The sequence below is a fragment of the Arthrobacter sp. B3I9 genome, assembly GCF_030816935.1.
GTDB lineage: Bacteria > Actinomycetota > Actinomycetes > Actinomycetales > Micrococcaceae > Arthrobacter.
In genome coordinates, this window is the sequence record NZ_JAUSYO010000001.1 from 1,651,446 (window position 1) to 1,677,640 (window position 26,195).

The 26,195-nt window shown below is 65.6% G+C and carries 24 protein-coding genes and 1 pseudogene; 23 read left to right on the top strand and 2 right to left on the bottom strand.

Translation table 11 applies throughout. The features are described 5' to 3' along the window. The 9 genes and pseudogenes from lysA (at position 1) to QFZ65_RS07810 (ending at position 11,046) form a co-directional block, all read left to right on the top strand. A complete protein-coding gene (lysA, locus tag QFZ65_RS07770; protein ID WP_306909551.1) occupies positions 1-1,485 on the top strand; it encodes a diaminopimelate decarboxylase in 1,485 nt (494 codons plus the stop codon). Beyond that, positions 1,486-2,803 (top strand): annotated as a pseudogene (locus tag QFZ65_RS07775) (homoserine dehydrogenase). Then, a complete protein-coding gene (gene thrC, locus QFZ65_RS07780; protein WP_306909553.1) occupies positions 2,804-3,910 on the top strand; it encodes a threonine synthase in 1,107 nt (368 codons plus the stop codon). Between the two features lie 2 nt (positions 3,911-3,912). After that, the gene (thrB, locus tag QFZ65_RS07785) at positions 3,913-4,899 is read left to right on the top strand and encodes a homoserine kinase (protein ID WP_306909556.1); all 987 of its coding nucleotides are present in this window, start codon (positions 3,913-3,915) and stop codon (positions 4,897-4,899) included. 326 nt (positions 4,900-5,225) lie between these two features. Then, on the top strand, positions 5,226-7,385 hold the full coding sequence (rho, locus tag QFZ65_RS07790) for a transcription termination factor Rho (RefSeq protein WP_306909558.1): 2,160 nt from the start codon (positions 5,226-5,228) through the stop codon (positions 7,383-7,385). 192 nt (positions 7,386-7,577) lie between these two features. Next, positions 7,578-8,651, top strand: coding sequence for a peptide chain release factor 1 (gene prfA, locus QFZ65_RS07795; protein ID WP_306909560.1), 1,074 nt, complete (start codon positions 7,578-7,580; stop codon positions 8,649-8,651). Between the two features lie 18 nt (positions 8,652-8,669). Next, complete coding sequence (prmC, locus tag QFZ65_RS07800) at positions 8,670-9,554, top strand: peptide chain release factor N(5)-glutamine methyltransferase (RefSeq protein WP_306909561.1); 885 nt, start codon at positions 8,670-8,672, stop codon at positions 9,552-9,554. Between the two features lie 44 nt (positions 9,555-9,598). Next, entirely contained in the window at positions 9,599-10,270 is a 672-nt protein-coding gene (locus tag QFZ65_RS07805; RefSeq protein ID WP_306909563.1) for an L-threonylcarbamoyladenylate synthase, read from the top strand. Beyond that, the gene (locus tag QFZ65_RS07810) at positions 10,267-11,046 is read left to right on the top strand and encodes a WecB/TagA/CpsF family glycosyltransferase (protein WP_306909565.1); all 780 of its coding nucleotides are present in this window, start codon (positions 10,267-10,269) and stop codon (positions 11,044-11,046) included. Before QFZ65_RS07805 ends, QFZ65_RS07810 begins: the two co-directional genes overlap by 4 nt. Here QFZ65_RS07810 and QFZ65_RS07815 read toward each other — a convergent pair. Beyond that, positions 11,043-11,939: a glycosyltransferase gene (locus tag QFZ65_RS07815; RefSeq protein WP_306909566.1), complete on the bottom strand. Its 897-nt coding sequence runs from the start codon at positions 11,937-11,939 to the stop codon at positions 11,043-11,045. The genes QFZ65_RS07810 and QFZ65_RS07815 overlap by 4 nt on opposite strands. A gap of 296 nt (positions 11,940-12,235) precedes the next feature. On the opposite strand from QFZ65_RS07815, the gene QFZ65_RS07820 reads away from it, so the two are divergent. The 14 genes from QFZ65_RS07820 (at position 12,236) to QFZ65_RS07885 (ending at position 25,771) form a co-directional block, all read left to right on the top strand. Further along, positions 12,236-13,369 carry an MraY family glycosyltransferase gene (locus QFZ65_RS07820; RefSeq protein ID WP_306909569.1) on the top strand — a complete coding sequence of 378 codons (1,134 nt, stop codon included), beginning with the start codon at positions 12,236-12,238 and terminating at the stop codon, positions 13,367-13,369. Between the two features lie 123 nt (positions 13,370-13,492). After that, on the top strand, positions 13,493-13,978 hold the full coding sequence (locus QFZ65_RS07825; RefSeq protein ID WP_306912528.1) for a hypothetical protein: 486 nt from the start codon (positions 13,493-13,495) through the stop codon (positions 13,976-13,978). Next, positions 13,971-14,318, top strand: coding sequence for a hypothetical protein (locus QFZ65_RS07830; RefSeq protein WP_306909570.1), 348 nt, complete (start codon positions 13,971-13,973; stop codon positions 14,316-14,318). The genes QFZ65_RS07825 and QFZ65_RS07830 overlap by 8 nt, the downstream gene beginning before the upstream one ends. Before the next feature lie 81 nt (positions 14,319-14,399). Continuing rightward, positions 14,400-15,200: a F0F1 ATP synthase subunit A gene (gene atpB / locus QFZ65_RS07835; protein WP_306909571.1), complete on the top strand. Its 801-nt coding sequence runs from the start codon at positions 14,400-14,402 to the stop codon at positions 15,198-15,200. Between the two features lie 80 nt (positions 15,201-15,280). Further along, entirely contained in the window at positions 15,281-15,484 is a 204-nt protein-coding gene (gene atpE, locus QFZ65_RS07840; protein ID WP_009356484.1) for an ATP synthase F0 subunit C, read from the top strand. Between the two features lie 52 nt (positions 15,485-15,536). Continuing rightward, on the top strand, positions 15,537-16,088 hold the full coding sequence (locus QFZ65_RS07845) for a F0F1 ATP synthase subunit B (protein ID WP_306909573.1): 552 nt from the start codon (positions 15,537-15,539) through the stop codon (positions 16,086-16,088). Continuing rightward, positions 16,088-16,915, top strand: a complete 828-nt coding sequence (locus QFZ65_RS07850; RefSeq protein WP_306909576.1) for a F0F1 ATP synthase subunit delta — start codon at positions 16,088-16,090, stop codon at positions 16,913-16,915. Before QFZ65_RS07845 ends, QFZ65_RS07850 begins: the two co-directional genes overlap by 1 nt. 83 nt (positions 16,916-16,998) lie before the next feature. Then, positions 16,999-18,636, top strand: a complete 1,638-nt coding sequence (gene atpA, locus QFZ65_RS07855) for a F0F1 ATP synthase subunit alpha (RefSeq protein WP_306912529.1) — start codon at positions 16,999-17,001, stop codon at positions 18,634-18,636. Positions 18,637-18,712: 76 nt separating this feature from the next. Then, positions 18,713-19,606: a F0F1 ATP synthase subunit gamma gene (locus QFZ65_RS07860; RefSeq protein ID WP_306909578.1), complete on the top strand. Its 894-nt coding sequence runs from the start codon at positions 18,713-18,715 to the stop codon at positions 19,604-19,606. 80 nt (positions 19,607-19,686) lie between these two features. Continuing rightward, positions 19,687-21,141: a F0F1 ATP synthase subunit beta gene (gene atpD, locus QFZ65_RS07865; protein ID WP_306909580.1), complete on the top strand. Its 1,455-nt coding sequence runs from the start codon at positions 19,687-19,689 to the stop codon at positions 21,139-21,141. Position 21,142: 1 nt separating this feature from the next. Then, the gene (locus QFZ65_RS07870) at positions 21,143-21,427 is read left to right on the top strand and encodes a F0F1 ATP synthase subunit epsilon (protein ID WP_306909582.1); all 285 of its coding nucleotides are present in this window, start codon (positions 21,143-21,145) and stop codon (positions 21,425-21,427) included. 10 nt (positions 21,428-21,437) lie between these two features. Then, a complete protein-coding gene (locus tag QFZ65_RS07875) occupies positions 21,438-21,869 on the top strand; it encodes a DUF2550 domain-containing protein (protein WP_306909583.1) in 432 nt (143 codons plus the stop codon). Between the two features lie 693 nt (positions 21,870-22,562). Beyond that, entirely contained in the window at positions 22,563-23,234 is a 672-nt protein-coding gene (locus QFZ65_RS07880; protein ID WP_306909585.1) for an alpha/beta hydrolase family protein, read from the top strand. Continuing rightward, on the top strand, positions 23,231-25,771 hold the full coding sequence (locus QFZ65_RS07885) for a bifunctional lysylphosphatidylglycerol flippase/synthetase MprF (RefSeq protein ID WP_306909587.1): 2,541 nt from the start codon (positions 23,231-23,233) through the stop codon (positions 25,769-25,771). The genes QFZ65_RS07880 and QFZ65_RS07885 overlap by 4 nt, the downstream gene beginning before the upstream one ends. Before the next feature lie 123 nt (positions 25,772-25,894). On the opposite strand, the gene QFZ65_RS07890 is transcribed toward QFZ65_RS07885, so the two are convergent. Further along, positions 25,895-26,098, bottom strand: coding sequence for a cold-shock protein (locus tag QFZ65_RS07890; protein ID WP_024365900.1), 204 nt, complete (start codon positions 26,096-26,098; stop codon positions 25,895-25,897). Positions 26,099-26,195 lie beyond the last annotated feature (97 nt).

The window sequence follows — 26,195 nt, forward strand, 5'->3', positions numbered from 1 at the left end:
ATGACCACCGACGCACTCAACTCAGCCTCCCCGCTCGCCCCCGGATGGCTCCAGGTCCCCGAGGACCTGAACGCGCTGCATGAGGGCATGTGGGCCGCCGGCGTCACCCGCAACGACGACGGCGAACTGGTCCTGGACGGCATTCCGGTCAGCGACCTGCAGCGCCAGTTCGGCACGCCGCTGTTCGTGATGAGCGAGAACGACTTCAGGGCCCGGGCCCGCGCCTTCTCCGACGCCTTCAACGACGCCTTCGCCGACATCTGCGGGGGAGTGGATGTCTACTACGCCGGGAAGTCCTTCCTTTGCACCGCCGTCGTCCGCTGGGTGGAGGAGGAAGGGCTGCGCCTTGACACCGCCTCCGGCGGGGAACTCGCCGTGGCCGCGCGGGCCGGCATCCCGGGTGCGGACGTGGCGCTGCACGGGAACAACAAGTCCGACGGCGAGATCCACCGGGCCCTGGACATGAAACTGGGCAGGATCGTCGTGGACAGCCGCGCCGAACTCGACCGGGTTGCCAGGATCGCCGCCGCCCGCGGTGAAAAAGCAAAGGTCATGCTGCGGCTCACGCCCGGCGTGCACGCGCACACGCACGAATTCATCGCCACCGCGCACGAGGACCAGAAGTTCGGCCTCTCGATGGCGCCGGACTCCACGGAGGTTGCGGGCATGTCCGCCGCCGAAGAGGCCGTGGCGGCAGCGTCCGGCTACGAGAGCGTCGAGCTGCTCGGTGTGCACTGCCATATCGGTTCGCAGATCTTCGAACCCGACGGCTTTGCCCTCGCGGCGGAAAAGCTGCTGAACTTCCTTGCCGCGATGCAGGAGAAGTACTCGATTGTGCTCCCGGAGCTGGATCTGGGCGGCGGATATGGCATCGCCTACACGCCCGCGGACACGCCGCGCCCGGCCGCCGAGATTGCCCGTGCCATGGCCGCCGTCGTCCGCTCCAAGTGCGCCGCGCTGGGCATCAGCGCGCCGCGGATCTCCATCGAACCGGGCCGCGCGATCGTCGGCAGCACCACGTTTACGCTGTACGAAGTGGGCACGCTCAAGACGGTGCGGGTGGACGCCCCGGGCGCCGGAACAGCCGAATCAGCCGGAACTTCACCGGAAAACGTTACGTACCCGCGCCGGTATGTGTCGGTGGACGGCGGCATGAGCGACAACGCCCGTCCGGTGCTCTACGACGCGGATTATTCGGCGATTGTGGCGTCACGGACATCGGAGGCGGCTGCGCAGCTGTCCCGCGTAGTGGGCAAACATTGCGAGAGCGGCGACATAGTTGTTAGAGATGTATATCTGCCCGAGGACGTGGCAGCCGGTGATCTGCTCGCTGTACCGGGGACCGGCGCCTACTGCTGGGCCCTGTCAAGCAACTACAACTATCTGGCCCGGCCGGGCGTTGTCGCTGTGCGCGATGGATCTGCCCGGCTCATTGTCCGCGGGGAAACCGAACAAGATCTGCTGAACCGCGACATGGGAGTCTGAATGACCGAATTGCGAACCCTGAAAGTAGCCCTGCTGGGCTGTGGCAACGTCGGGGCCCAGGTTGCGCGGATTCTCATTGACGACGCCGCCTCGCTGGCCTCCCGCACCGGGGCCCGGCTGGAACTGAGCGGCATCGCCGTCCGCAATGTCGATGCTCCCCGAGACGTCGAGCTGCCGCAGGAACTGTTCACCGACGACGCCGAGACCCTCGTCAAGGACGCGGACGTGGTCATCGAGCTGATGGGCGGCATCGAACCGGCCCGCAGCCTGATCCTCAGCGCCGTCCGGCACGGCGCCTGCGTGGTCACCGGCAACAAGGCCCTGCTCGCGCAGGACGGCCCCACGCTCTATGAGGAGGCCGACAAGGCCGGGGTCCAGCTGTCCTACGAGGCCGCCGTCGCCGGAGCCATCCCCATCCTGCGCCCCATCCGGGACAGCCTGTCCGGGGACCGGATCACCCGGGTGCTGGGAATCGTCAACGGCACCACCAACTTCATCCTGGACCAGATGGACTCCACCGGTGCCCAGTTCGCCGACGCGCTGGCCGAGGCGCAGCGCCTGGGCTACGCGGAAGCCGACCCGACGGCCGACGTCGAAGGCCACGACGCGGCGGCCAAGGCCGCCATCCTGGCGTCGCTGTCCTTCCACACCCGCTTCGCCCTGGAGGACGTCTACTGCGAGGGCATCAGCTCCGTCAGCGCCGCCGACATCGCCGCCGCGAAGGACGCGGGGTTTGTGATCAAGCTGCTGGCCATCGCCGAGAAACTTTCTGATTCCGACGGCGGGGAAGGGGTGTCCGTGCGCGTGCACCCCACCCTGCTGCCGCGCGAACATCCGCTGGCCGCCGTCCGCGGCGCCTTCAACGCCGTCTTCATCGAAGCCGAAAATGCCGGTGAACTGATGTTCTACGGTCAGGGCGCCGGCGGTACCCCCACGGCGTCCGCCGTGATGGGCGACGTGGTGTCCGCTGCCCGCCGGCTTGTCCTCGGCGGACCCGGACGCACCGAAACAACCACCGGCCACGTTCCTGCCGCTGCCCATTGACGCCGCCGTTACCAGCTACTACATCGGCCTCGACGTCGCCGACCAGCCCGGCGTGCTCGCGCGGATCGCCCAGCTCTTCGCCGAGCATGGCGTCTCCATTGAAATCATGCGCCAGACCATCCACCGGAACGCCGCTTCGGCGGTGGAGTCGGCTGAACTGCGGATCGTCACCCACCGCGCAAGCGAGGCTGCACTGGCAGCCACCGTCCAGGCCGTGAAGGGCCTGGACGTCATCAATTCCGTCACATCCGTACTCCGGGTAGAAGGAGTCTAAGTGGCTCACCAATGGCGCGGAGTCATCCGCGAATACGCCGAACGCCTTCCCGTCACCGAGGCCACGAAGGTCATCACCCTGGGCGAGGGCGGCACCCCGCTGGTGCACGCCCGGCAGCTGTCCGAACTGACCGGCAGCACCGTCTACCTCAAGGTCGAGGGCATGAACCCGACCGGTTCCTTCAAGGACCGCGGCATGACGATGGCCATGACGGCCGCCGTCGCCGCCGGCGCGAAAGCCGTGGTGTGCGCGTCCACCGGAAACACCTCCGCCTCCGCTGCCGCGTACGCGACGGCGGCCGGGCTGCAATGCGCGGTGCTGGTGCCCGAGGGCAAGATCTCGATGGGCAAACTGAGCCAGGCGATCGCGCACGGTGCCACGCTGCTGCAGGTCGACGGGAACTTCGACGACTGCCTGGACATCGCCCGCAAGCTGGGGGAGTCCTACCCGGTGTTCCTGGTCAACTCGGTCAACCCCGCCCGGATCGAGGGACAGAAGACGGGGGCGTTCGAAGTGGTGGACTCCCTCGGTGACGCCCCCGACATCCATGTGCTCCCCGTGGGAAACGCCGGCAACATCAGCGCGTACTGGAAGGGCTACAAGGAGTACAGCACGCCCTTTGAGTCCGCAGCCGCCGGAACCCTGGCTCCCGTTTCCACGAAGACCCCCGCCATGTGGGGCTTCCAGGCGGCGGGTGCGGCGCCCTTCGTCGCAGGCCACCCGATCACCGAACCCGACACGATCGCCACGGCGATCCGGATCGGCAACCCGGCCTCCTGGGACACCGCCGTAGCCGCCCGGGACGAATCCAACGGCCTGATCGAAGCCGTCACAGATGAGGAAATCCTCTCCGCCCACCGCTGGCTGTCCGCCCGCGAAGGCGTATTCGTGGAACCCGGCTCTGCCGCGGGCGTGGCCGGCCTCATCAAGAAGCATGCCGCCGGCGAGGTCCCCGCCGGAAAGACCATCGTCATCACCGTCACGGGCCACGGCCTCAAGGATCCGCAGTGGGCGCTCCGTACCGAGGACGGCAGCGACGTCGAGCCCGTCAAGGTCTCCAACGACGTCGTGACCGTTGCTTCTGCCCTGGGACTGGAAGAAAAGTAGCCTTGGAAACCACCCTCACCATCCCGGCCGAGTTCCCCGCTGACACTCCGGCCGTCCCGGCCGGCCAGCTGGTGACCGTGCGGGTGCCGGCGACCAGTGCCAACCTCGGCCCCGGCTACGACAGCCTGGGGCTGGCGCTGTCGCTGCATGACACCCTCACCGTGGAGACCCTGGCCAGCGGCGGACTTGAGTTCGAACTCAGGGGAGAGGGCGCCGACACGCTGCCGCGGGACGCGAGCCACCTGGTGGTCAAGGCCGTGACCGAGGCACTGCACCGGCTGGGCTTCCGGCATGAGGGACTGCGGATCACGGCCGACAACGTCAATCCGCACGGCCGCGGGCTGGGCTCGTCGGCTTCGGCGGTTGTCGCCGCGGTGACGGCGGCCAACGCGCTGGTGCCACCGGCGTCGCGGCGCACCAAGGACTGGGTCCTGCAACTGACGAGCGAGATGGAAGGCCACCCGGACAACGTCGCACCGGCCATATTCGGCGGACTGGCGCTGTCATGGCAGGACAGTGACCAGTACAGCAGCACCTGCGCGACGGTGGCCGGCTCGGTCATCCCGGTGGTGGCTGTTCCGGATTTTGAACTCTCCACTGAGGCGGCACGGGCGCTGCTCCCGGCCTCGATAGGCCATCACGCCGCGGCCATGAACTCGGGACGGGCGGCACTACTGATCCACGCGCTGACGCACGACCCCGCATTCCTGCTGCCCGGCACGGAGGATTACCTGCACCAGAGCTACCGGGCGCAGGCGATGCGGCCCAGCGCAGGGCTGATCGCCGCCCTGCGGCACGCCGGACATGCCGCCGTCGTGTCCGGGGCAGGTCCCACCGTGCTGGTTCTTGCCAACGGGGAAGCGGAAGCCCGAACAATCGTGGATTTCATCGACGCGTATGCCGCGGACAACACGCCGGAAGTTGCCTGGCGTGTGATGAAGCTGGCCGTGGACGTTGAAGGTGCTAAAGTGGAAGTGCACCGGCAGTAATTCCGCAGGCGGTAAATCAGCTCCTGTTATAAGACCGCGATGTTGGCCACGTTGCCTTTCTCATCTTTCACTGCGCAATCTTTTCCGGTGCCGCCTGCTTTCGGTCTGACGCAGGACTCAGCAGAAACCCAACTCTGCCCCCTGAGGTGTCAGCCCGCCGTTCAATAATTCTCGGAACGCGCCAGGTGCAAGCACGTACCCGGCTTTGCTGGCAGCTATCCATCCGGCAAGGCCGAAAATCCCGGCTGCAGATCTGAAATGCAGCCCAGATCAAATCATCGCGTCCGGCTCCTAGCCCGGACGCCGTCGAGGGGGAAGGATCCTTCGTGACCGAAACCACTGAGCTGTCTTCAGCTGTGGAAACATCATCTTCTGCTGCCGGATCGTCATCGGCCGCACCCGCCAAGAGCAGTGGCCTTGCCGGCCTCAAGCTCGCCCAGCTGCAGGCACTTGCCAGCCAGCTCGGCATCTCCGGCGGATCCCGCATGCGCAAGGGTGATCTGGTCTCGGCCATTTCCGCCCACCGCGCAGGCACCCCGGTAAGCAAGGCTCCGGCCCGCGCCGCCGAAAAGGCAAGCGACAACGGCACCGTTGCCCAGGCAGCAGCTCCGGCCGCTGCTCCGGAAGCCACGGCCGAGGCTACCGCCCAGGAAACCCCCCGGACCCGGGGCCGTGGCCGCAGCCGCCGTGCAGGCAGCGACGGCGTCATCAGCACCGCCGCAGCTGAGGCTCCGGCCGCCGCTGCTCCCGAGGCCCAGGCAGCAGCCCCGTCGGCCGCGCCGGAAGCCGCTCCTGCCGAGCAGGCAAGCGAAGGCAGCGACCGTACCCGCCAGCCGCGCACCCGGAACCGCCGCCGGAGCGAGTCCGCAGCCCAGTCCGCAGGACAGGGTGCAGAGCAGGGCGCCGCAGCGTCCGAGGCGCCCGCTGAGCAGCCTTCCGGCGAGCAGCGCCAGGCCGAGCGCACCGAACAGCGTTCCGAACAGCGCCAGGCCGAGCGTTCCGAGCAGCGCGCGGAACACGGCGGCGACGAGGGACAGCGCCGGGAAAACACCCGCACCCGCGGCGGCCGCGATACCGCGGAAACCCGCGAAACTGCCGGCAGCCGCGACAACACCCGCGACAACGACGACAGCGACGGCGGTAGCCGCCGCAACCGCCGCAACCGTCGCGACCGCAACGACCGGTCCGGCGGGCAGGACAGCCGCGACAGCCGTGACAGCCGCGACAACACCTCGCGCAACGACCGCTTCCGCGACCGCAACGACCGCCGCCGCGGACGTGCGCAGGGACCCGAGGTCGACGACGTCGAGGTCACCGAGGATGACGTCCTGCTGCCCGTCGCCGGCATCCTCGACGTACTGGAGAACTACGCGTTCATCCGCACGTCCGGTTACCTGCCGGGTCCGAACGACGTCTACGTATCCCTCGCCCAGGTCAAGAAGTACAACCTGCGCAAGGGCGACGCCGTCGTCGGTGCCATCCGCGCCCCCCGCGAAGGCGAGGACCGCAGCCAGCAGTCCGCCCGCCAGAAGTTCAACGCCCTGGTCCGCATCACCTCGGTCAACGGCAAGACGCCCGAGGAGCTCAAGGACCGCGTCGAGTTCGCGAAGCTTGTCCCGCTGTACCCCTCCGAGCGCCTGCGCCTCGAGACGGACCCCAAGAAGATTGGCCCCCGCGTCATCGACCTGGTGGCCCCGATTGGCAAGGGCCAGCGTGGCCTGATCGTCTCCCCGCCGAAGGCCGGTAAGACCCTCATCCTGCAGTCGATCGCGAACGCCATCACCACCAACAATCCTGAGGTCCACCTCATGATGGTGCTGGTTGACGAGCGCCCCGAAGAAGTCACCGACATGCAGCGCACCGTCAAGGGCGAGGTCATTGCCTCCACCTTCGACCGCCCCGCGGACGACCACACCACGGTGGCCGAACTGTCCATCGAGCGTGCCAAGCGCCTCGTGGAAATGGGCATGGACGTCGTCGTGCTCCTCGACTCCATGACCCGCCTGGGCCGCGCCTACAACCTGGCAGCACCGGCCTCCGGCCGCATCCTGTCCGGTGGCGTGGACTCCGCTGCGCTGTACCCGCCGAAGCGCTTCTTCGGTGCCGCCCGCAACATCGAAAACGGCGGCTCGCTGACCATCCTGGCCACCGCGCTCGTCGAGACCGGTTCCAAGATGGACGAGGTCATCTTCGAAGAGTTCAAGGGCACCGGCAACATGGAACTGCGCCTGTCCCGCCAGCTCGCGGACAAGCGCATCTTCCCGGCCGTGGACGTCAACGCGTCCGGTACCCGCCGCGAGGAAAACCTGCTGTCCCCCGAGGAAGTCAAGATCATGTGGAAGCTGCGCCGCGTCCTTTCCGGACTCGAAACGCAGCAGAGCCTTGAGCTGCTGACCAACAAGATCCGGGAGACCCAGAGCAACGTCGAGTTCCTCATGCAGGTGCAGAAGACGACGCTTGGTGCTAAGTCCGATAACGACAAGTAGCTGAGCTCTAGCCGCTCAAAATATGCCGGCCCCGCCCCTCCGCCGGGTGGTTGACGATCTGCGATCGTCAGCCACCCGGCTCCGGCAGGCCCGAAGCCACTCCCTGGCCGGCATATTTTGAGCGGCTTCGCTGTTTGCCCACCTTCGCTGCCGCATTACTAGACTTGGAACCAAGTCGAAAGAGGTTTGAAAATGTTTGAGTCCGTACAGGGGCTGTTGGATGAGCATGATGCTATCCAGGCGCAGCTTGGGGATCCTGCTGTTTATGCTGACCAGCGGCTGGCCCGGAAGTTGGGGCGGCGTTCTGCTCAGTTGAACGGCATTGTTGAGGCTTACCATGCCTGGCACGGGATCCAGGATGACCTGGCTGCCGCCAAGGAGATGGCTTCCGAGGATCCGGAGTTTGCCGCGGAGGTTCCGGAGCTTGAGGCGGCGCTGGACACGGCTGCGGCCAAGCTGCGGCGGCTGTTGATCCCGCGGGATCCGGACGATGCCCGCAACGTGATCCTCGAGGTCAAGGGCGGGGAAGGCGGCGACGAGGCGGCCCTGTTCGCTGCCGACCTGCTGCGGATGTACACCCGCTACGCCGAGTCCCGCGGCTGGAAGACCGAGATGATCTCGGCCAACGAGTCGGACCTGGGCGGCTACAAGGACGTGCAGGTTGCCATCAAGGGCAACTCCAACGATCCGGCCGAGGGTGTCTATGCACGGCTCAAGTTCGAGGGCGGCGTGCACCGCGTCCAGCGCGTGCCCGTGACGGAATCCCAGGGCCGTATCCACACCTCGGCTGCCGGCGTGCTGGTGCTCCCCGAAGTGGACGAGCCCGAGGAACTCGAGATCAACCAGAACGACCTCAAGATCGACGTCTACCGTTCCTCCGGCCCGGGCGGGCAGTCGGTCAACACGACCGACTCGGCCGTTCGCATCACCCACCTGCCCACCGGGATCGTGGTGGCCATGCAGAACGAGAAGTCGCAGCTGCAGAACCGCGAGGCCGGTATGCGCGTGCTGCGAGCCCGCATCCTGGCACACCAGCAGGAGCAGATCGACGCCGAGAACTCGGCCCAGCGCAAGTCGCAGATCCGCACCATGGACCGCTCCGAGCGCATCCGCACCTACAACTACCCGGAGAACCGGGTTGCCGACCACCGCACCGGGTATAAGGCCTACAACCTGGACCAGGTCATGAACGGTGACCTGGAACCCGTCATCCAGTCCGCCATTGAACTGGACGAGCAGTCCCGGCTCGACGCCATCGGCGACTAAGCCCCAAGGAAGCAGCTGATGACAGAGGAACCCGGGCTGAGCCTTGCCGAGGCGGTTCGGAACGCGGCCTCCGTGCTGGCGGCCGCAGGCGTCCCCAGCCCGCGCGTGGACGCCGAGCTGCTGGCCGAACACCTCCTCGGCGTCGGGCTGGGCCGGCTCCGCGCCCTGATGCTGGGCGACTCCCCGGCACCGGACGGTTATGCCGACCTCGTCGCCGAGCGGGCCCGGCGCATTCCGCTGCAGCACCTCACCGGGGTGGCGCACTTCAGGTACCTGGAACTCGCGGTGGGCCCGGGCGTTTTCATTCCGCGCCCGGAAACCGAATCCGTGGTGCAGCTGGTGCTGGACTGGCTCAAGGGCAGGGACGGGGTGCCCGGAATGGCGCGGCCCAAGATCGCGGACCTTGGAACCGGGTCCGGGGCCATCGCAGGGTCGATCGCCCACGAGGTGCCCGATGCCGAGGTCCATGCCGTGGAGTTCAGTGAGCTGGCGCACGCCTGGGCGGCCAAGAACCTGCTGCCCCTCGGCGTTCATCTGGTCCGCGGCGACCTCCGCAATGCCCTCCCCGAGCACAACGGCACTTTCGACGTCGTGGTGTCCAACCCCCCGTACATTCCCGCCGAAGCAATCCCGAACGAGCCGGAGGTTGCGTTGCACGACCCGCCCGAGGCACTTTACGGTGGGGGAGCGGACGGCATGGAGCTTCCGACGGCGGCGGCGGCGTCTGCTGCGCGGCTCCTGGTCCCAGGCGGCTACTTCGTGATGGAGCATGCGGAAGTCCAGTCGGCCTGGATCGCGAACATGCTGGAGCGCACGGGATTGTGGACTGATATCAGAACGCACCTGGACCTCAACGGCAAGGAACGGGCAACCAGCGCGGTCCTCAAAGCCGCGGTCCTTTAGGGTCCGCAGACAGAGCAACCGTGAAGTGATGAAAGAATAGGGCAGTGACGACTAGCTACGATTGCACGGCAGCTGAGCAGCGCGCCGCAGGACTTGAGCACGCCCAGCGGGCCATCCGCGACAACAAGTGCGTGGTTTTACCCACCGATACCGTGTACGGGATTGCCGCTGACGCCTTTTCACCGGTGGCCGTGACGCTGCTGCTGGCGTCCAAAGGCCGTAGCCGGAAAATGCCTCCGCCCGTGCTGATTCCCAGGCTCAACGCCCTCGACGGGCTCGCCACCGACGTTCCGGCCGAGGCCAGGCGCCTGGCCGAGGCGTTCTGGCCCGGCGGCCTGACCTTGATTCTTCACGCCCAGCCGTCGCTGGACTGGGACCTCGGCGAGACCCGGGGCACCGTGGCGTTGCGGATCCCCGCCGACGACATCGCCCAGGACCTGCTGACCATCACCGGACCGTTGGCCGTCTCGTCCGCGAACCGCACCGGACATCCGGCTGCCCAGACCGCAGCCGAGGCTCAGGAACAGCTCGCGGAGTCGGTTGAGGTCTACCTCGAAGGCGGGCACCGTCCTGCCGAAGAGGCCGAGGCCCTGCCCTCCACCATCATCGATGCCACCGGGCTGCCGTTGCGCGTGGTGCGCCAGGGCGCCATCAGCCTGGAACGCCTGCGGAAAGTTGTCCCTGAGCTGCTGGACGTGGACGGCAATACGGCATGACCCTTCAGCGCCAGCACGTCCCCTTTCTCGAGGTGGAGGCGACGCCTGTGACCGTCGAGGAACTCACGGACGTGCTCGACGGATTCATCGCTGAGGGCGGGACCAGGACCGTCGTGGGCCACAACCTTCACAGCGTGACCCTGCTGCATTCCGATTCCGGTTTCCGTTCCTTCTACGGGCAGAGCGATGTGGTGCTCATCGATGGTGCCCCGGTGCTGTGGCTCTGGGCCAAGGGCCTGGAGGACGGCGGCGCCAGGGAGCGCGCCATGGACTACCGCCTCGGATCCACCGACTGGATCCCCACACTGGCGAAGGTCAAGGGGCTGGAGCGGATAGCCGTTATCGGCGCCGGCAGCCAGGCCAATGCGCAGGCTGTGGCCCGGCTCCAGGACCTCGTCCCCGACGCACGCGTGGACGGCATGCCCGGCGAGGACTGGAACGACGAGCTGGAAGGCCAGGCCGTTGCCTGGCTGGGGAAGCTACGTCCGCAACTGGTGCTGCTGGGGCTAGGGATGCCGCTGCAGGAACACGTGCTCCAACGCAACCTCGGCTCACTGCCGCCGGCGGTCTACTGCACAGTGGGCGGAGCCATCGAACAGATTGCTGGGTTCCAGAAGCTGGCCCCGAGGTGGATCGGCCGCCTGGGCCTGGAGTGGGCCTGGCGCCTCCTGCTGGACCCGAAACGCGTGGCGTACCGGGTCTTCGGCGAGCCCTGGGTGCTGCTGGGCCTGCTGGCCCGGCAGCAGCTCCGCCGCCGGCTGCATCGGCAGCTCTAGAACTTCTGGTCCTCCAGGGGGCCGAAGCCCTTTCCGCGCAGGCCCGTGGAAAAGGCTCCAAACCAGCCGGCCAGGCCACGGAAATCACCCCGGCGCAGGAAATACCCGAGGTATCCGCCTACATCGGCGACCAGGGACTTGATGCGGAAGTAGCGGCGGATGAGGTACCCGCGGTTGCGGTAATAGTAATAGCGCTTGAAGGCCGTTTCCGGGACGATCACGTGCCACCGGGCGCCAAAGACATGCTTCGTCTCGGAAAACGCATGCGGGTGCGTGATGGCCGCCGTGGTTACGGTCCCGAAGCGGATGCCCGCCTTCCGCAGCCGGAGCGTGAAATCCACTTCGTCGCCACGGATGAAGAGGCGCATATCCGGCAGCCCCACCTTGAAGAAGACGTCGGAGCGGATCAGGGCACCATTGAAGAAGTGTCCGTCATCCGGCAGGAACCCCACCTTTTCCAGCTCGGCCCGCTCATGGGTGACCTTGCCGTGGAGGCGGAAGAAAAAGGACAGCCCGTCGGGGTCCCCGGGGGCGACTACCAGCGGAACCACCGCCTCAAGGTTGCGGGCCTCTGCCTCCCGGAGCAACGTGGCGAGGCATTCGGCGTCGGCGGGTTCGGCGTCGTCGTCCATCATCCAGATCCAGTCAGCGCCGCTGGCGACCGCCTTCAGCACGGCGAGCGAGAAGCCGCCGGCGCCGCCAAGGTTCGCTTCGCTCCTGACATAGTCCACGTTCCCGTGTGCCGCGGCGACGTCCGCGGCGGCCACGGTCCCGCTGTCGACGAGGCAAATGGAGTGGACCGGAGCCGTCTGGTTGTTGATGGCCTTCAGCAGAACGGCAAGCTCCGTGGGACGGTCAAACGTCACGGCGGCAACTGCAACCGACTGGGTCATCACGGTGGTCCTTTCAGCGGGCCGGACGGAGTTTTCCCGCCGGCGACGGGCCGTGTGACGCGAAGACAGGTGGCCGTTGGCATTAGTATCTTGACTAGAGTCCACTGTAATACAGCCCTGTCAGGCACCACGCACTGCCTGCCCTGAGCACGGCGACGGAGAAGTTTCATTTACCGAAAGACACATCCACGGCAAGTTGCGCCACCCCTCTCTCCATACCCACTACGGACGCCGTGGCTGCGGAATGTGCAGCCGGGTGCCGCTTGCGCTGACGTCTCCGGGCAGGTGGCCCTCCCGTGATCATGTACTTGCTCATGATGCTGACGGCGGCAGCGGTGAGCTATGCGGCCACGTGGGGCGCCCGCCTGGCCGGCAACAAACTGGAGTTGTACTCGCCGATCCGCAGCCGCGACATGCACTCGCACCAGATTTCCAGGCTCGGGGGACTGGGGATGTTCGCAGGCTGCCTGGTGGCGCTGGTGGTCGCCAGCCACTCGTTCTTCGTGAAGGACATCTTCCGCAGCAACGACTCACCCTGGGGCGTGCTGGCCGGTGCAGCGGTGATCGTTGTGGTCGGTCTCACCGACGACCTTGTTGACCTGCGCTGGTGGGTGAAACTGATCGGCCAGGGGGTGGCCGCCGCCGTAGTGGCCATCTGGGGCGTCCGCGTGTCGATCGTTCCGTTCATTCCGGAACCCCTAAAAATTGAGAATGAAGTCGCCAGCATCGTGCTCACGGCCGGACTCATCGTCGTCACCATGAACGCGTTTAACTTCATTGACGGGCTCGACGGACTTGCGGCGGGCGTGGCCATCATCGGCGGTGCGGCATTCTTCCTCACGGCCTACTGGGTGCACCGGACCGCCGACATCCTTGACCGCTCTGACCTCGCAACCCTAGTGACGGCAATTGTGGTGGGCAGCTGCCTGGGGTTCCTGCCGCACAACTGGTTTCCGGCGAAGATCTTCATGGGCGACTCCGGCGCCATGCTGATCGGCCTGCTCCTGGCCTCGGCCGGCATCGTTTCCACCGGGCAGATCACCTCCGGTCTCTACGACCGCATCAACGGCATTCCCACCATCATTCCGATCCTGCTGCCCTTCGCGGTCCTTTTCCTGCCGCTCCTGGACCTGTGCCTCGCGGTGGTGCGGCGTACGGCGGTGGGCCGCTCGCCGTGGTCCGCCGACCGCGGGCACCTGCACCACAAATTGCTGGACATCGGATACTCGCACCGCGGCGCGGTGGTGCTGATGTACCTGTGGACATGCGTGCTCGCGTTCGGGGGCCTGGCCTTCGTGGTCTACCCGTGGCAAATCGTCCTGGCCATCGACCTTGCAGCCACCGCGGTGATGGCCGTTGCCACGGCCTGGCCTTACCTCCGCGACAAGGCGCCAGGGCGGGGTCCCCGTTCCTCGGCCGAAGCCGAATGACGTCCTGCGGCCGCGTTACGAACCATTTCTATCTCATGTAGAATTCAGGTGCGGCTTATCGCCGCACGGCTGCCTCCGGCATTCCGCCTGGCCAGCTCCAACCTTGCGACGATTGGGATCTCGATGACCTCCAACGCCGATTCCGGGCGTCCGTCCGGCAACGGACCCGTTGGCGTCTCCGGTCCCACAAAGTCCCTGTGGTTGCGGCTGCTGGCCCTGAGTTCGGCGGCCTCCGGCGGCGGACTGCTGCTCACGGGCGTTATTGCCCTCCTGGTCCAGGGGATGCCCTCAGCGCTATCCGCCCTGTTCGGCGGAGCCCTGGTGATGGCGTTCTTCGCCATCAGCCTGGCTGTAGGCCACTTCGTCGGCCGCACCAATCCTTCCGGCGCCATTGGCATTTTCGTGGCCACTTACTTCATCAAGGTGGTCGGCTTTGCCGTGGTCCTTTTCGCGATAGGGGCGCCGGCTTGGCTGAACGGCCGGTGGTTCCTCGGCGGCGCCGTGGTGGCCGTTGTGCTCTGGCAGGCGGCCGAGATTTACGGCTTCAGCAAGGCCCGGCTGCAGATCTACAACGACCCCGACACCACCGAAGGCGGCACCAATGTCTAGCCGCAAAGACGGACGCAAACCGCTTAACAATGCTGCCGCCAGGCCTGAAGCTGCCCCCGGTGCCCCCGGCGTATCCGCGAACGGCGAGGACGGCGGATATAACGCCGGAATCGCCGTCTTCAGCTACATTGTTGGCGGAATCGTCGTCTGGAGTTTGATAGGGTGGGGACTGGATTATCTGTGGGGAACGCGCTGGATTGTGCTCGCAGGCGCTCTGCTTGGAGCCGTCGGAGGTTTTTACCTTTCCCACATGCATGGCCTTACCAGTTCTCGCAAAAACGCTGGGGAGCGCCATGCTGCCAGCGGGCCGTCCCAGGACGGCGACACTAATGCCAAATAATTTCACAGGGGGAACAGCAGGCCGTCAGGCTGCCGGTCCCCGCCCAACGCCCAATGATGGACACTGCAGAGAGGAAACGCGTTGATCGCGCTTGCGCTCCCGGCCCAAGATTCAGGAGAGTTTACTCCTCCTGGTATTAACGAAATGCATTTGCCGGCAATCCTGCCGTGGGGTGCCGCAGAAGGATTCTCCAAGCAGATGCTGCTGGTCCTCCTCTCTGTCGTCTTTATCGCAGTCTTCTTCGTGCTCGCCGCACGCAAGCAGCAGCTGGTACCCGGCAAGCTCCAGTTCGCCGGCGAGGCCGCCTACGGCTTCGTCCGCAACGGAATCGCCAAGGACATCATCGGCGGCAGGGACTTCATCAAGTACGTCCCGCTGCTGTTCAGCCTGTTCTTCTTCATCCTGGTGAACAACATCTACGGCGCCATCCCGTTCTTCCAGCTCCCCACGTTCTCGCACGTGGGCGGCGCCTATGTACTGGCAGGCCTTGTCTACTTCACCTGGATCGCCATCGGCGTCAAGAAGAACGGACTCCGTTACTTCAAGCTGGCCACCGTACCGTCCGGTGTTCCCTGGTTCATCCTTCCGATCGTCATTCCGATCGAGATCATCTCCAACTTCCTGGTCCGGCCCGTCACGCACAGCCTCCGTCTGTTCGCGACCATGCTCGCAGGACACCTCATCGTGATGATCGCCGGGTCCGGTATCGAGTACCTCATCATGTCGGAGAACGTCCTTCTCAAGGGGACCTCCGTCCTGGTCCTGGCCGGCGCCATCGCCATGTACATGCTTGAAGCCCTGATCATGGTCCTGCAGGCCTACGTCTTTACCCTGCTGACTGCGATCTACATTGAAGGCGCGCTTCACGCCGACAGCCACTAGGCACCCTTAAGCTTCCCCTCGCGGGGATGATAGCAACCCAAACAACCTGCCACATGGGTGGCATCTTGAAAGGAAGAAAAATGGAAGGCAATCTCAACCTCGTAGGTTACGGTCTGTCCGCAATCGGCGGTGGTATCGGTGTTGGCCTGGTATTCGCGGCCTACATCAACGGCGTAGCCCGCCAGCCGGAAGCACAGCGTGTCCTGCAGCCGATCGCGTTCCTCGGCCTTGCGCTTACCGAAGCCCTCGCCATCCTCGGCCTGGTCTTCGCCTTCGTTCTCTAGTCCTGAGAGCGAAGCGAACTTACAGAACCGAGTAGAAAAGGACGGGTGAAATATGAATCAGCTGATCATCTCAGCCGCCACTGAGGGCGAAGCCAACCCCCTGATGCCCAACCTCTGGGAAATGGGCGTTACCCTCGTGGGCTTTGCCATCCTCATGTTCATCGTGGTCAAGTTCGTTGTCCCGATGTTCGAGAAGACCTTCGCCGCGCGTGCCGAGGCCATTGAAGGCGGCATTGCAAAGGCTGAAAAGGCCCAGGCTGAGGCGTCTGCTGCACTCGAAGAGTACAAGCAGCAGCTGACCGACGCCCGCGCCGAGGCCAACCGCATCCGCGAGGAAGCACGTGCCGAAGGCGCTCAGATCCTCGCGGACCTGAAGGAAAAGGCAACTGCGGAGTCTGCGCGCATCACGGCCCAGGCCCACGCAGCCATCCAGTCCGAGCGCCAGGCGGCCGTAGTGTCGCTGCGCTCGGAAGTTGGCACGCTGGCCACCACCCTGGCCGGCCGCATCGTTGGCGAGTCGCTCAACGATGATGCGCGTGCAGCCCGCGTGGTTGACCGCTTCCTGGCGGATCTGGAGAACCAGAACGCAGGTGCAGCTAAGTAATGGCAGGTGTATCGAGCGAATCGCTGGCCGCAGCGCTGGTGTCCCTGGAAGCCAAGCTTCCCGGCGCATCGCTGCAGTTGGCTAAGGAACTCTTCGGAATCCTGGGAACGGTGGACAGCTCGGCTGGCTTGCGCCGGGCGCTGACTGACCCGTCCCGTAGCGGTGACGAGAAGTCGGCGCTGGTCAAACAGCTCTTCGGCGGAAAAGTCTCCGCGGACGCTGTGGAAATCGCGAGCGGACTGGCCGGCTCACGCTGGGCAACCGCTCGGGATATTGGCGATGCACTCGAGACCCTTGCCGCTTCGGTGGTCATCGCTGTTGCTGAAAACAAGTCGGCGGTCTCTGCCTCGGGAATCACCGGACTGGAAGCGCTGGAGAACGATCTGTTCTCCTTCAGCCAGGCGGTTGAGTCCAACCACGAGGTGCAGCGTGCCCTGTCGGAGCCGCAAGCGAACCCGGCAGCCAAGATTGCCCTCGCCGAAAAGCTCGTTCCCGGCGCCAGCGAGGAAGCGAATGTCCTCATTGGACAGGCAGTTTCGCAGCCCCGCGGCTTGAAGGTAACCCGGCTCGTCCGTCGTTTCGCGGAGCTTGCAGCCAAGCGCCAACAGCGCTGGATTGCGACGGTCAGCGTCACCCGTCCGTTGACGGAGACGCAGACCAGTCGTCTGCAGGCTGCGCTCAACGGCCTTTACGGGCGCGAGCTTAAGATCAACATGAACGTTGACCCGGGATTGATCGGTGGCATCCGTGTCCAGGTGGGTGACGAAGTGCTCGACGCTTCTGTTCTCGCCCGCCTGGGCCAGCTCCACCGTCAGCTTGCCGGCTAGCCGGACAAGCACAACTCAACGACAAGAAACCCCGGTCATCGTGAGCAACGATGATCACGAAAACAGGAGAGCAGGGACTGCAGATGGCCGAATTGACCATCAACGCCGACGACGTCCGTAGTGCGCTGAACGAGTTCGCGGCGTCCTACGAACCCGGAAACGCAGAGCGCGTAGAGGTCGGCCGCGTAACAACAGCAGGTGACGGCATCGCCCGTGTTGAGGGCCTTCCCTCGGTCATGGCGAACGAGCTGCTTCGCTTCGAAGACGGAACGCTGGGCCTGGCCCAGAACCTCGACGTCCGTGAAATCGGTGTCATCATCCTCGGTGACTTCACCGGCATCGAAGAAGGCCAGGAAGTCCACCGCACCGGGCAGGTTCTGTCGGTTCCCGTGGGCGACGCCTTCCTTGGCCGCGTGGTTGACCCGCTGGGCATGCCCATCGACGACCTCGGCGACATCAAGGCCGAAACGACCCGTGCACTGGAACTCCAGGCACCGGGCGTGACCCAGCGTAAGTCGGTTCACGAGCCGATGCAGACCGGTCTCAAGGCTATCGACGCCATGATCCCGATCGGCCGCGGCCAGCGCCAGCTCATCATCGGTGACCGCCAGACTGGCAAGTCGGCCATCGCCATCGACACGATCATCAACCAGAAGGCCAACTGGGCTTCCGGGGACGTGCAGAAGCAGGTGCGCTGCATCTACGTGGCGATCGGCCAGAAGGCATCCACGATCGCCGCTATCCGCCAGACCCTTGAGGACAACGGCGCGCTGGAATACACCACCATCGTGGCTTCCCCCGCGTCCGACCCCGCAGGCTTCAAGTACCTGGCACCGTACGCCGGTTCGGCCATCGGCCAGCACTGGATGTACGGCGGCAAGCACGTGCTCATCGTCTTCGATGATCTCTCCAAGCAGGCCGAGGCCTACCGTGCAGTGTCGCTGCTGCTCCGCCGCCCGCCGGGACGCGAAGCCTACCCGGGCGACGTCTTCTACTTGCACTCCCGCCTGCTGGAGCGTTGTGCCAAGCTCTCCGACGAGCTGGGTGCGGGTTCGATGACCGGCCTGCCGCTGATCGAGACCAAGGCAAACGACGTTTCCGCCTACATCCCGACCAACGTGATCTCCATTACCGATGGCCAGATCTTCCTGCAGTCGGACCTCTTCAACGCCAACCAGCGTCCCGCTGTTGACGTGGGTGTGTCCGTTTCGCGTGTTGGTGGCGCAGCCCAGGTCAAGTCCATGAAGAAGGTCTCCGGTACCTTGAAGCTGGAACTGGCCCAGTACCGCGACATGCAGGCTTTCGCAATGTTCGCGTCGGACCTCGACGCCGCATCGCGCCAGCAGCTGACCCGTGGCGCCCGACTGATGGAACTGCTCAAGCAGGGCCAGTACTCGCCGTTCCCGGTTGAGAACCAGGTCGTTTCCATCTGGGCCGGCACTAACGGCTACCTTGACGAGGTTCCGGTTGAAGACATCAACCGCTTCGAGACCGAGTTCCTGGAACACCTCAAGCACAAGTCCTCCATCCTCACGACGCTGGCCCAGACCAACGTCATGGACGATGACACCGCAGAAGCACTGAAGACCGCGATTGTGGACTTCAAGAAGGGCTTCTTCGGCGAGGGCGACAGCTACCTTGTCGGTGCGGGGCACGAGGAGCACGCCCCGATCGACGAGGCGCAGGTCGACCAGGAAAAAATCGTCAAGCAGAAGCGCTAGTTTCGCTGGCAGGGGCTGCCGGGACCCGCACGGGTTCCGGCAGCCCCGGCCACCGGGATCTTAGGAAAGGATAAGTATGGGAGCCCAGATTCGGGTCTACCGCCAGAAGATCAGCTCGACGACGTCGATGCGCAAGATCTTCAAGGCGATGGAACTGATCGCTACCTCGCGCATCGGCAAGGCCCGCGCACGCGTAGCGGCTTCACTGCCTTACGCAAACGCGATCACGCGTGCCGTTTCTGCTGTCGCAAGCCAGAGCGAAATCGACCACCCGCTCGTCACCGAGCCGGAGCACATCCGTCGCGCCGCCGTCCTGGTCATCACCTCGGACCGCGGCCTGGCCGGATCGTATTCGGCAACCGTGCTCAAGCAGGCGGAAGGACTCATCGAGCTGCTCCACGGGGAAGGCAAGGAAGTAAAGACGTATGTCATGGGCCGCAAGGCGCAGGCGTACTTCGACTTCCGCAACCGTCCTTACGAGCGGTCCTGGACCGGCAACACGGACGCGCCGGTATTCGAAACGGCCCGGGAAGTCGGCGGTGTACTGCTCGAAGACTTCGCAACTGCCTTCGAAGAGGGCGGCGTCGATGAGATCCATGTCGTCTACACCCGCTTCAAATCCATGGTGACCCAGGAGCCGATTGTCGTACGCCTCCTTCCGCTCGAGGTTGTTGAAGAGCAGGCAGCGTCCGAATCGGAGCTCCTGCCGCTCTACGAGTTCGAGCCGGAAACCGAGCAGGTTCTCGACGCTCTGCTGCCGCGCTACATCGAATCACGGATCTTCGCGGCAATGTTGCAGGCAGCGGCTTCCGAGCTTGCCGCCCGCCAGCGGGCTATGAAGTCCGCCGGCGACAACGCGACGGACCTCATCAAGAAGTACACGCGTCTGCGCAACACTGCCCGCCAGGCTGAAATTACGCAGGAGCTTTCCGAAATCGTTGCCGGTGCAGACGCCTTGAGCGCCTCCTAGCCTGCACGGTCCGGATACAGCTGTACCTGCACCAAAGAACCACATAACCCCCACGCCATCTACTGAGTGAAGTGAGAGAGATGACTGCCACTGCTACCGATCACGTAGCCGCAACGTCCGGTGCTACCGGCCGTATTGCACGTGTCATTGGCCCGGTTGTCGACGTCGAATTCCCGGCTGACGCAATCCCCTCGATTTACAACGCACTCACCACGGAGATTACTCTCAACGGTGAGACCAAGACCATCACGTTCGAGACCGCCCTGCACCTGGGCGACAACCTCATCCGCGCCATCTCCCTGCAGGCCACCGACGGCCTCGTCCGCGGCACCAACGTCGTAGACACCGGTGCCCCGATCTCCGTGCCCGTCGGCGACGGCGTCAAGGGCCACATCTTCAACGTCCTGGGCCAGCCCCTCGACGTCGAGGAGTCGGAACTGCAGATCAGCGAACGCTGGCCGATCCACCGCAAGGCTCCCGCCTTCGCAACGCTCGAGGGTTCCACCGAGATGCTGGAGACCGGCATCAAGGTGATCGACCTCCTCACCCCGTACATCAAGGGTGGAAAGATCGGCCTGTTCGGCGGCGCCGGCGTCGGCAAGACCGTGCTGATCCAGGAAATGATCACCCGTGTGGCCCGCAACTTCGGTGGCACCTCGGTGTTCGCCGGTGTCGGCGAGCGTACGCGTGAAGGCAACGACCTCTGGGTTGAAATGGAAGAGGCAGGCGTCCTCAAGGACACGGCCCTCGTCTTCGGCCAGATGGATGAGCCGCCGGGAACGCGCCTGCGCGTGGCCCTGTCCGCACTGACCATGGCGGAGTACTTCCGCGATGTGCAGAACCAGGACGTGCTGCTCTTCATCGACAACATCTTCCGCTTCACCCAGGCAGGCTCCGAGGTTTCCACCCTCCTCGGCCGCATGCCGTCGGCCGTGGGCTACCAGCCCAACCTGGCGGATGAGATGGGCCTCCTGCAGGAGCGCATCACCTCCACCAAGGGCCACTCCATCACCTCGATGCAGGCCATCTACGTTCCCGCAGATGACTACACCGACCCGGCCCCGGCCACGACCTTCGCACACCTCGACGCGACCACGGAACTTTCCCGTGAAATCGCTTCCCGTGGTCTGTACCCGGCCGTTGACCCGCTGACGTCGACGTCCCGCATCCTGGATCCGCAGTACATCGGACACGACCACTACAACACGGCCGTCCGCGTGAAGCAGATCCTGCAGAAGAACAAGGAACTCCAGGACATCATCGCGATCCTCGGCGTTGACGAGCTCTCCGAAGAGGACAAGATCGTCGTGTCGCGTGCACGCCGTATCCAGCAGTTCCTCTCGCAGAACACCTACACCGCCAAGCAGTTCACGGGCGTCGAAGGCTCCACGGTTTCCATCAAGGACACGGTGGAAGGCTTCACCGCCATCTGCGACGGCGACCTTGACCACATCGCAGAGCAGGCGTTCTTCAACGTCGGCGGCCTGGATGACGTGGAGCGCCAGTGGGCCAAGATCCAGGAACAGACCAAGTAATATGGCTGAGCTTGAGGTTGAGATTGTCGCAGCGGACCACTTCGTGTGGTCCGGAGCGGCCACGATGGTCAAGGCCCGCACCAGCGATGGTGAAATCGGAATCCTGCCCGGCCACTCGCCCCTGCTGGCGATTCTGGCCGAAGGTGAACTGGCCATCGAGCCGGTGTCCGGCAGCCGTATTGCTGTAGTTGTCGACGGAGGCTTCTTCTCCGTCGACAACAACAGGGTGGTCATTGTCGCTGACAACGCCAAGATGGGCGACTCAGCTACTGCGGGGATCCGCTAGCACGACCTTGATGAACGTTACTGGTCTTCCGTTCATCGCCCTGGCAACGGTGTTTGCGTTGCTGGTCTTTGCACTGTGCCTTTCGTGGGTGCGCCGCTTCAACCTGCGGCGCGCCCTGGGCACGGTGGACGCCTCCATCTGCACGGCTGGAAACAGCTGGCAGATGGGGGTTTGTCGTTATCAGGACAACGACCTGGAGTGGTTCCGGCTGGCGTCCCTGAGTACACGGCCCAAGCACACCTTCCGGCGCAGTTCGCTGGAACTGCTGGGCAGGCGCAAGCCCACGGAATCGGAGCTCGTCAAGGTCCAGCCCGACGCGGTGATCGTTGAACTCCGGCACGAAGGGCAGGACATCCTGCTCGCCATGAGGTTCGATGCCTACACCGGGCTTTCCTCCTGGCTTGAGGCGGGACCCGTCATCGGCGTCGGCACCTGGCGCTAGCCCCGGTGGACTCCATCGAAGACATCCGGCTGGCCGACGGCGCGGTCCTGTGGGCCGCCTGGGCCGCCGGCATTGCCGGGCTGGCCGCCCTGTTGTGGTGGAGCGCCGGCTCGTCCCGCCCCAGGTCCCGGTCCAGGCGCCTGCTCCGGGCAGGCACCGCGGTGGCCGTTGCCGCCCTGCTCGCCGCCGTCCTCGTGGCATTCGGCCATTGGCTGCTGATCGACGTCTTCGCCGTCTTCCCCGAAGTGCTGCCGCTGGACGTCCTGGCCTGGAGCGTGCCCGCCGTGGGCGCCCTTCTGCTGCTGATCCTGCGGCTGCGGGGGATCTGGGGTCCGCCGCGCCCGGCCCGGCCCTGGCGAAAGACTGCCGGCGCCACGGCCGCCCTGCTCGGCGTCGTGTTGCTGTCAGCGGTCCAGATCAATGCCTACTTCGGGCTGAACCGTACCGTGAGCGATCTGATGGGTACGGCGGTGGCCCGGATCGAGCCGCTCGAGGACGGCCTGAAACGGATTCCGGGGGCCGCCCCGGGGGTCAGCCTGGCCGGCTGGGCAGCGCCGGCAGGCCTTCCCGACGGCGGCGAGCTCCGCCGTGCGTCGATTCCCGGCACGGAGTCGGGCTTCGTAAGCCGCGAGGCGTACGTCTATCTTCCCACCGGCCTACCAGGCATCGCCCCGGCCCGCACTGCCCGTGCTGGTGCTCTTCTCGGGGCAGCCCGGGGCTCCGTCCGACTGGCTGACGGGCGGCGCGCTCCGGAGCCGGATGGACCGGTATGCGCAAGCGCACCACGGCGTGGCGCCGGTGGTGGTGGTGGTGGATCCGAACGGTTCGGCGTCGGGAAACACCATGTGCATGGACAGCAAGATTGCCCAGGCTGACACCTTTCTGTCCCGCGACGTGCCGGCGTGGATTAACCAGACCCTCGACGTCGATCCGGACCACCGCCAGTGGGCCGCCGGCGGATTCTCCTTCGGGGGCACCTGCGCCATGCAGATGGTGACCCGGCACCCGGACATCTACAGCTCCGCCCTGGCGTTCTCCAGCGAAAAGGAACCGGCCATCGCGAAGGACCGGGGAAAAACCATCGAGGCGTCCTTCGGCGGCGACGTGGAAGCCTTCGAGCGCCTGACGCCGCTGCGGCTGATGTCCGAGAACCGCTTCGAGGGCCGCGGCATCTACTTCGCGGCGGGCGTCCGGGATCCGGAGTTCATGGGCTACCTCGGTGTGCTCTCCGCGGCGGCGCGGGACGCAGGTTTCACGGTCGAGACCCACAGCGTAAGCAACGCCGGGCACTCCTGGCTGGCGGCGTCCAACGGCCTGCCCGACGGCCTCGATTTCCTCGGCGCCCGATGGGGAATCAAACCATGACGCCCGAGACAGCTACCGGAGCCCCGCCGTCAGCCGGGCAGGCCGGCACCCTGCCCGGGGGAGTGGGGCGGCAATGGCTGCGAAACGTCCTGGCCCATTTCCGGGCCATACCGTTCACGCTCGGCGTCCTCGCCGTCTTCCTCGTTACCGGGGCGGTGACCGGAAGTTTCCTCTCCGGGCCGCCGGAGCAGCTGCTGGACGTGGCCTCAGTGAGTGCTCCCGGCCTGAAGACGGGCCGCTGGTGGTCCCTGTTCACCTCGATGTTTTTCGCGACCAACCTGCTGGCTTACTTTTCCGCCTCGCTCATGATCCTCCTGCTGCTTGGCCTCGCCGAGCGGCGGCTCGGCTCGAGGCGCACGGCGGTGTTTTTCTTCGCCGGCCAGTTCATTGCCGTAAGCCTGTTCCTGCTGTTCACGCAGCTCGCCCATTATGCCGGTGACGGGTGGCTGGGACTGATGGTCGACGCCGGCCTGATAGGTCCGTACGCCGCGGTTGTGGCGGTGTCCCTTGCCTCGAGCGGCCTGCTGCCGACGCTCTGGCAGCGCCGGTTGCGCACGGCCGTCTTCTCGGGAGCGCTGCTGCTGGTGCTGTACGTGGGCCACGCGGAAACCGTCGTGGGCCTGGCGGGGGCACTGGCCGGGCTTGCCGCAGGCTGGTGGATCCAGGGGGACAAGGGGACGCTCCACCGGCACCGTTCTACCGGGCGCGAGACCCGCAACCTGTTGGCCCTCACCGTGGCCATCTTCGCCGTCGGACCCATCCTCACCGCCGCGGTCCGGAGCCCCACCGGGCCCCTGGCCCTCCTGCGGGAGGTCGTCCTGAACCCTCTGCCCACGCTCGGCCAGCTGGAGGAGAACTGCGGCGGCACGATCGACGTCAGCTGCCTGGAGCTGGGCCGTGCCGGCCTGGCCGGGCCATTGGGCCTGGCCCTGGCCGTGGTGCCGGTGGTGTTGCTGCTCATTTGCGCTGACGGCATGCGGCACGGACGCCGGCTCGCCCTCCGGATTGCCGTGCTGGTCCAGCTGGCGGTGACGGCGATGGCTGCGGTTTATCTCACCCTCTTCGCCCGCATTCCGCATGGTCCCGGGCGGCAACAGACTGCGGTGATGGCCTCCGGCTTCGTCCATGTGCTGCCTCTCGTAGCGGTGCCGCTGCTGCTGGTGGTGCTGTTGTGGGTCAACCGCCGGCAGTTCCGCGTCGAGACCACTCCGCGGGCACGGTGGGTCCTCGGCGCGGTGGTCGGCGGCACGTGGCTGGTGCTGGCGTCCAGCTATGCCGCCGCCTGGTTCGCGGCCGGTGGGCTGGCCCGCGACGGCGGCCTGCAGGGACTGGCCGCGGAACTGGCACGGCAGTACCTGCCGCTGCCCATCCCGGGCGTCTACGGCCGCGTCTTCCAGAACCGCAACGCCGTCGAGGCGTTCCTCTTCGCCTACTCCGGCATCATCTTCTGGGTCATCACGCTGGCCGCGGTATGGATGGTCCTGCTCCGGCGGCTGCACCGCACCGACGCAGGCTCCGGGGACCGGGACGTAGCGCGCGGCCTCATCCGCGAAGGCGGCGACTCCCTGTCCTGGATGGCGCTCTGGGAACCGAACAAGTACTGGTTCACGCCGGACCGGCGCAGCGGCGTGGCGTACCAGCAGCATGGGAACGTCGCGCTGACCCTGGCCGGGCCGTTCGGTCCGGCCGCACTCCATGAGGACGCGGCCGCCGGGTTTTTGCGCTACTGCGCCGAGCACGCCCTGATCCCGTGCTTCTACTCCTGCACGGACGAGCTGTGGCCCAGCCTGCAGATGCGGGGCTTCCGCCGGGTGGCCGTGGCAGAGGAAACCCGGCTGGCCATCCGCGAGCTCGAGTTCAAGGGCAAGGAATGGCAGAACGTCAGGACGGCCCTGAACCGTGCGGCCAAGACGGGCGTAGAGGCTGTCTGGGGCCGCTACAGCGAGCTTCCCGCTGCGCTGCGCGCCCAGCTCAGCGAGGTCTCGGAGGAATGGGCGGCGCAGAAATCCGTTCCCGAAATGGGGTTCACCCTCGGAGGCATTGATGAACTCGACGACGAGGACGTGCTGTGTTGCCTGGCGCTGGATGCCGAGGGCCAGGTGCAGGGCGTCACCAGCTGGCTGCCGGTCTATGAGCACGGACGCCTCGTGAGCTGGACCCTGGACTTCATGCGCCGCCGCAAGGACGCTTTCCCCGGCGTGATGGAGTTCCTGATCGCCTCCGCAGTGCAGGAGTTGCGGAGTTCGGTGGAGCTGATTTCGCTCTCCGGTTCACCGCTCGCCAAGGACGGTGCCGCGAGTAAACCCGAAGGCCTGGCCGCAATTCTGGACGTGGTGGGCAGGGCTTTGGAACCGGTTTACGGATTCCGGTCCCTTGCCACCTTCAAATCGCGGTTTAAACCCGACTACCGCACTCTGTACCTCTATTACCAGGACCCCCTGCAGCTGCCCGCCATCGGGCGCGCGTTGAGCCGCGCCTACCTGCCCGGGCTGTCGGTGCGCCAAAGCGCGCGCCTGCTCCGGACGTTGGTCGGCTAATCCGATAAGTGCAGCCGAAACGCGAAAGTGCATTCCAGCGGTCAATGCCAAAAAGATGATCCCCGGCACAAATGCCGGGGATCATCTCGTGCGGGGGTGCCTCAGGCAACTCCCTGCGGGGAACTAGACCAGCGTGACGCCGGTAGCCTGGGGGCCCTTGGCGCCCTGGCCGATTTCGAACTGAACGCGAGCGTTCTCGTCGAGGGTCTTGAAGCCACCGGTCTGAATCTCGGAGTAGTGAACGAAGACATCGCCATCGGAGTCATCCGGGGTGATGAAGCCGAAGCCCTTTTCAGCGTTGAACCACTTGACGGTACCCTGTGCCATGTATTTCTCCTCATAGTTGATCTTGAATAAGTCCGGCACACTTTGTGCCGGGCTTGGTCACTCTGCGAGAAGAACCTTGGCTTTCGGACCGGAAATA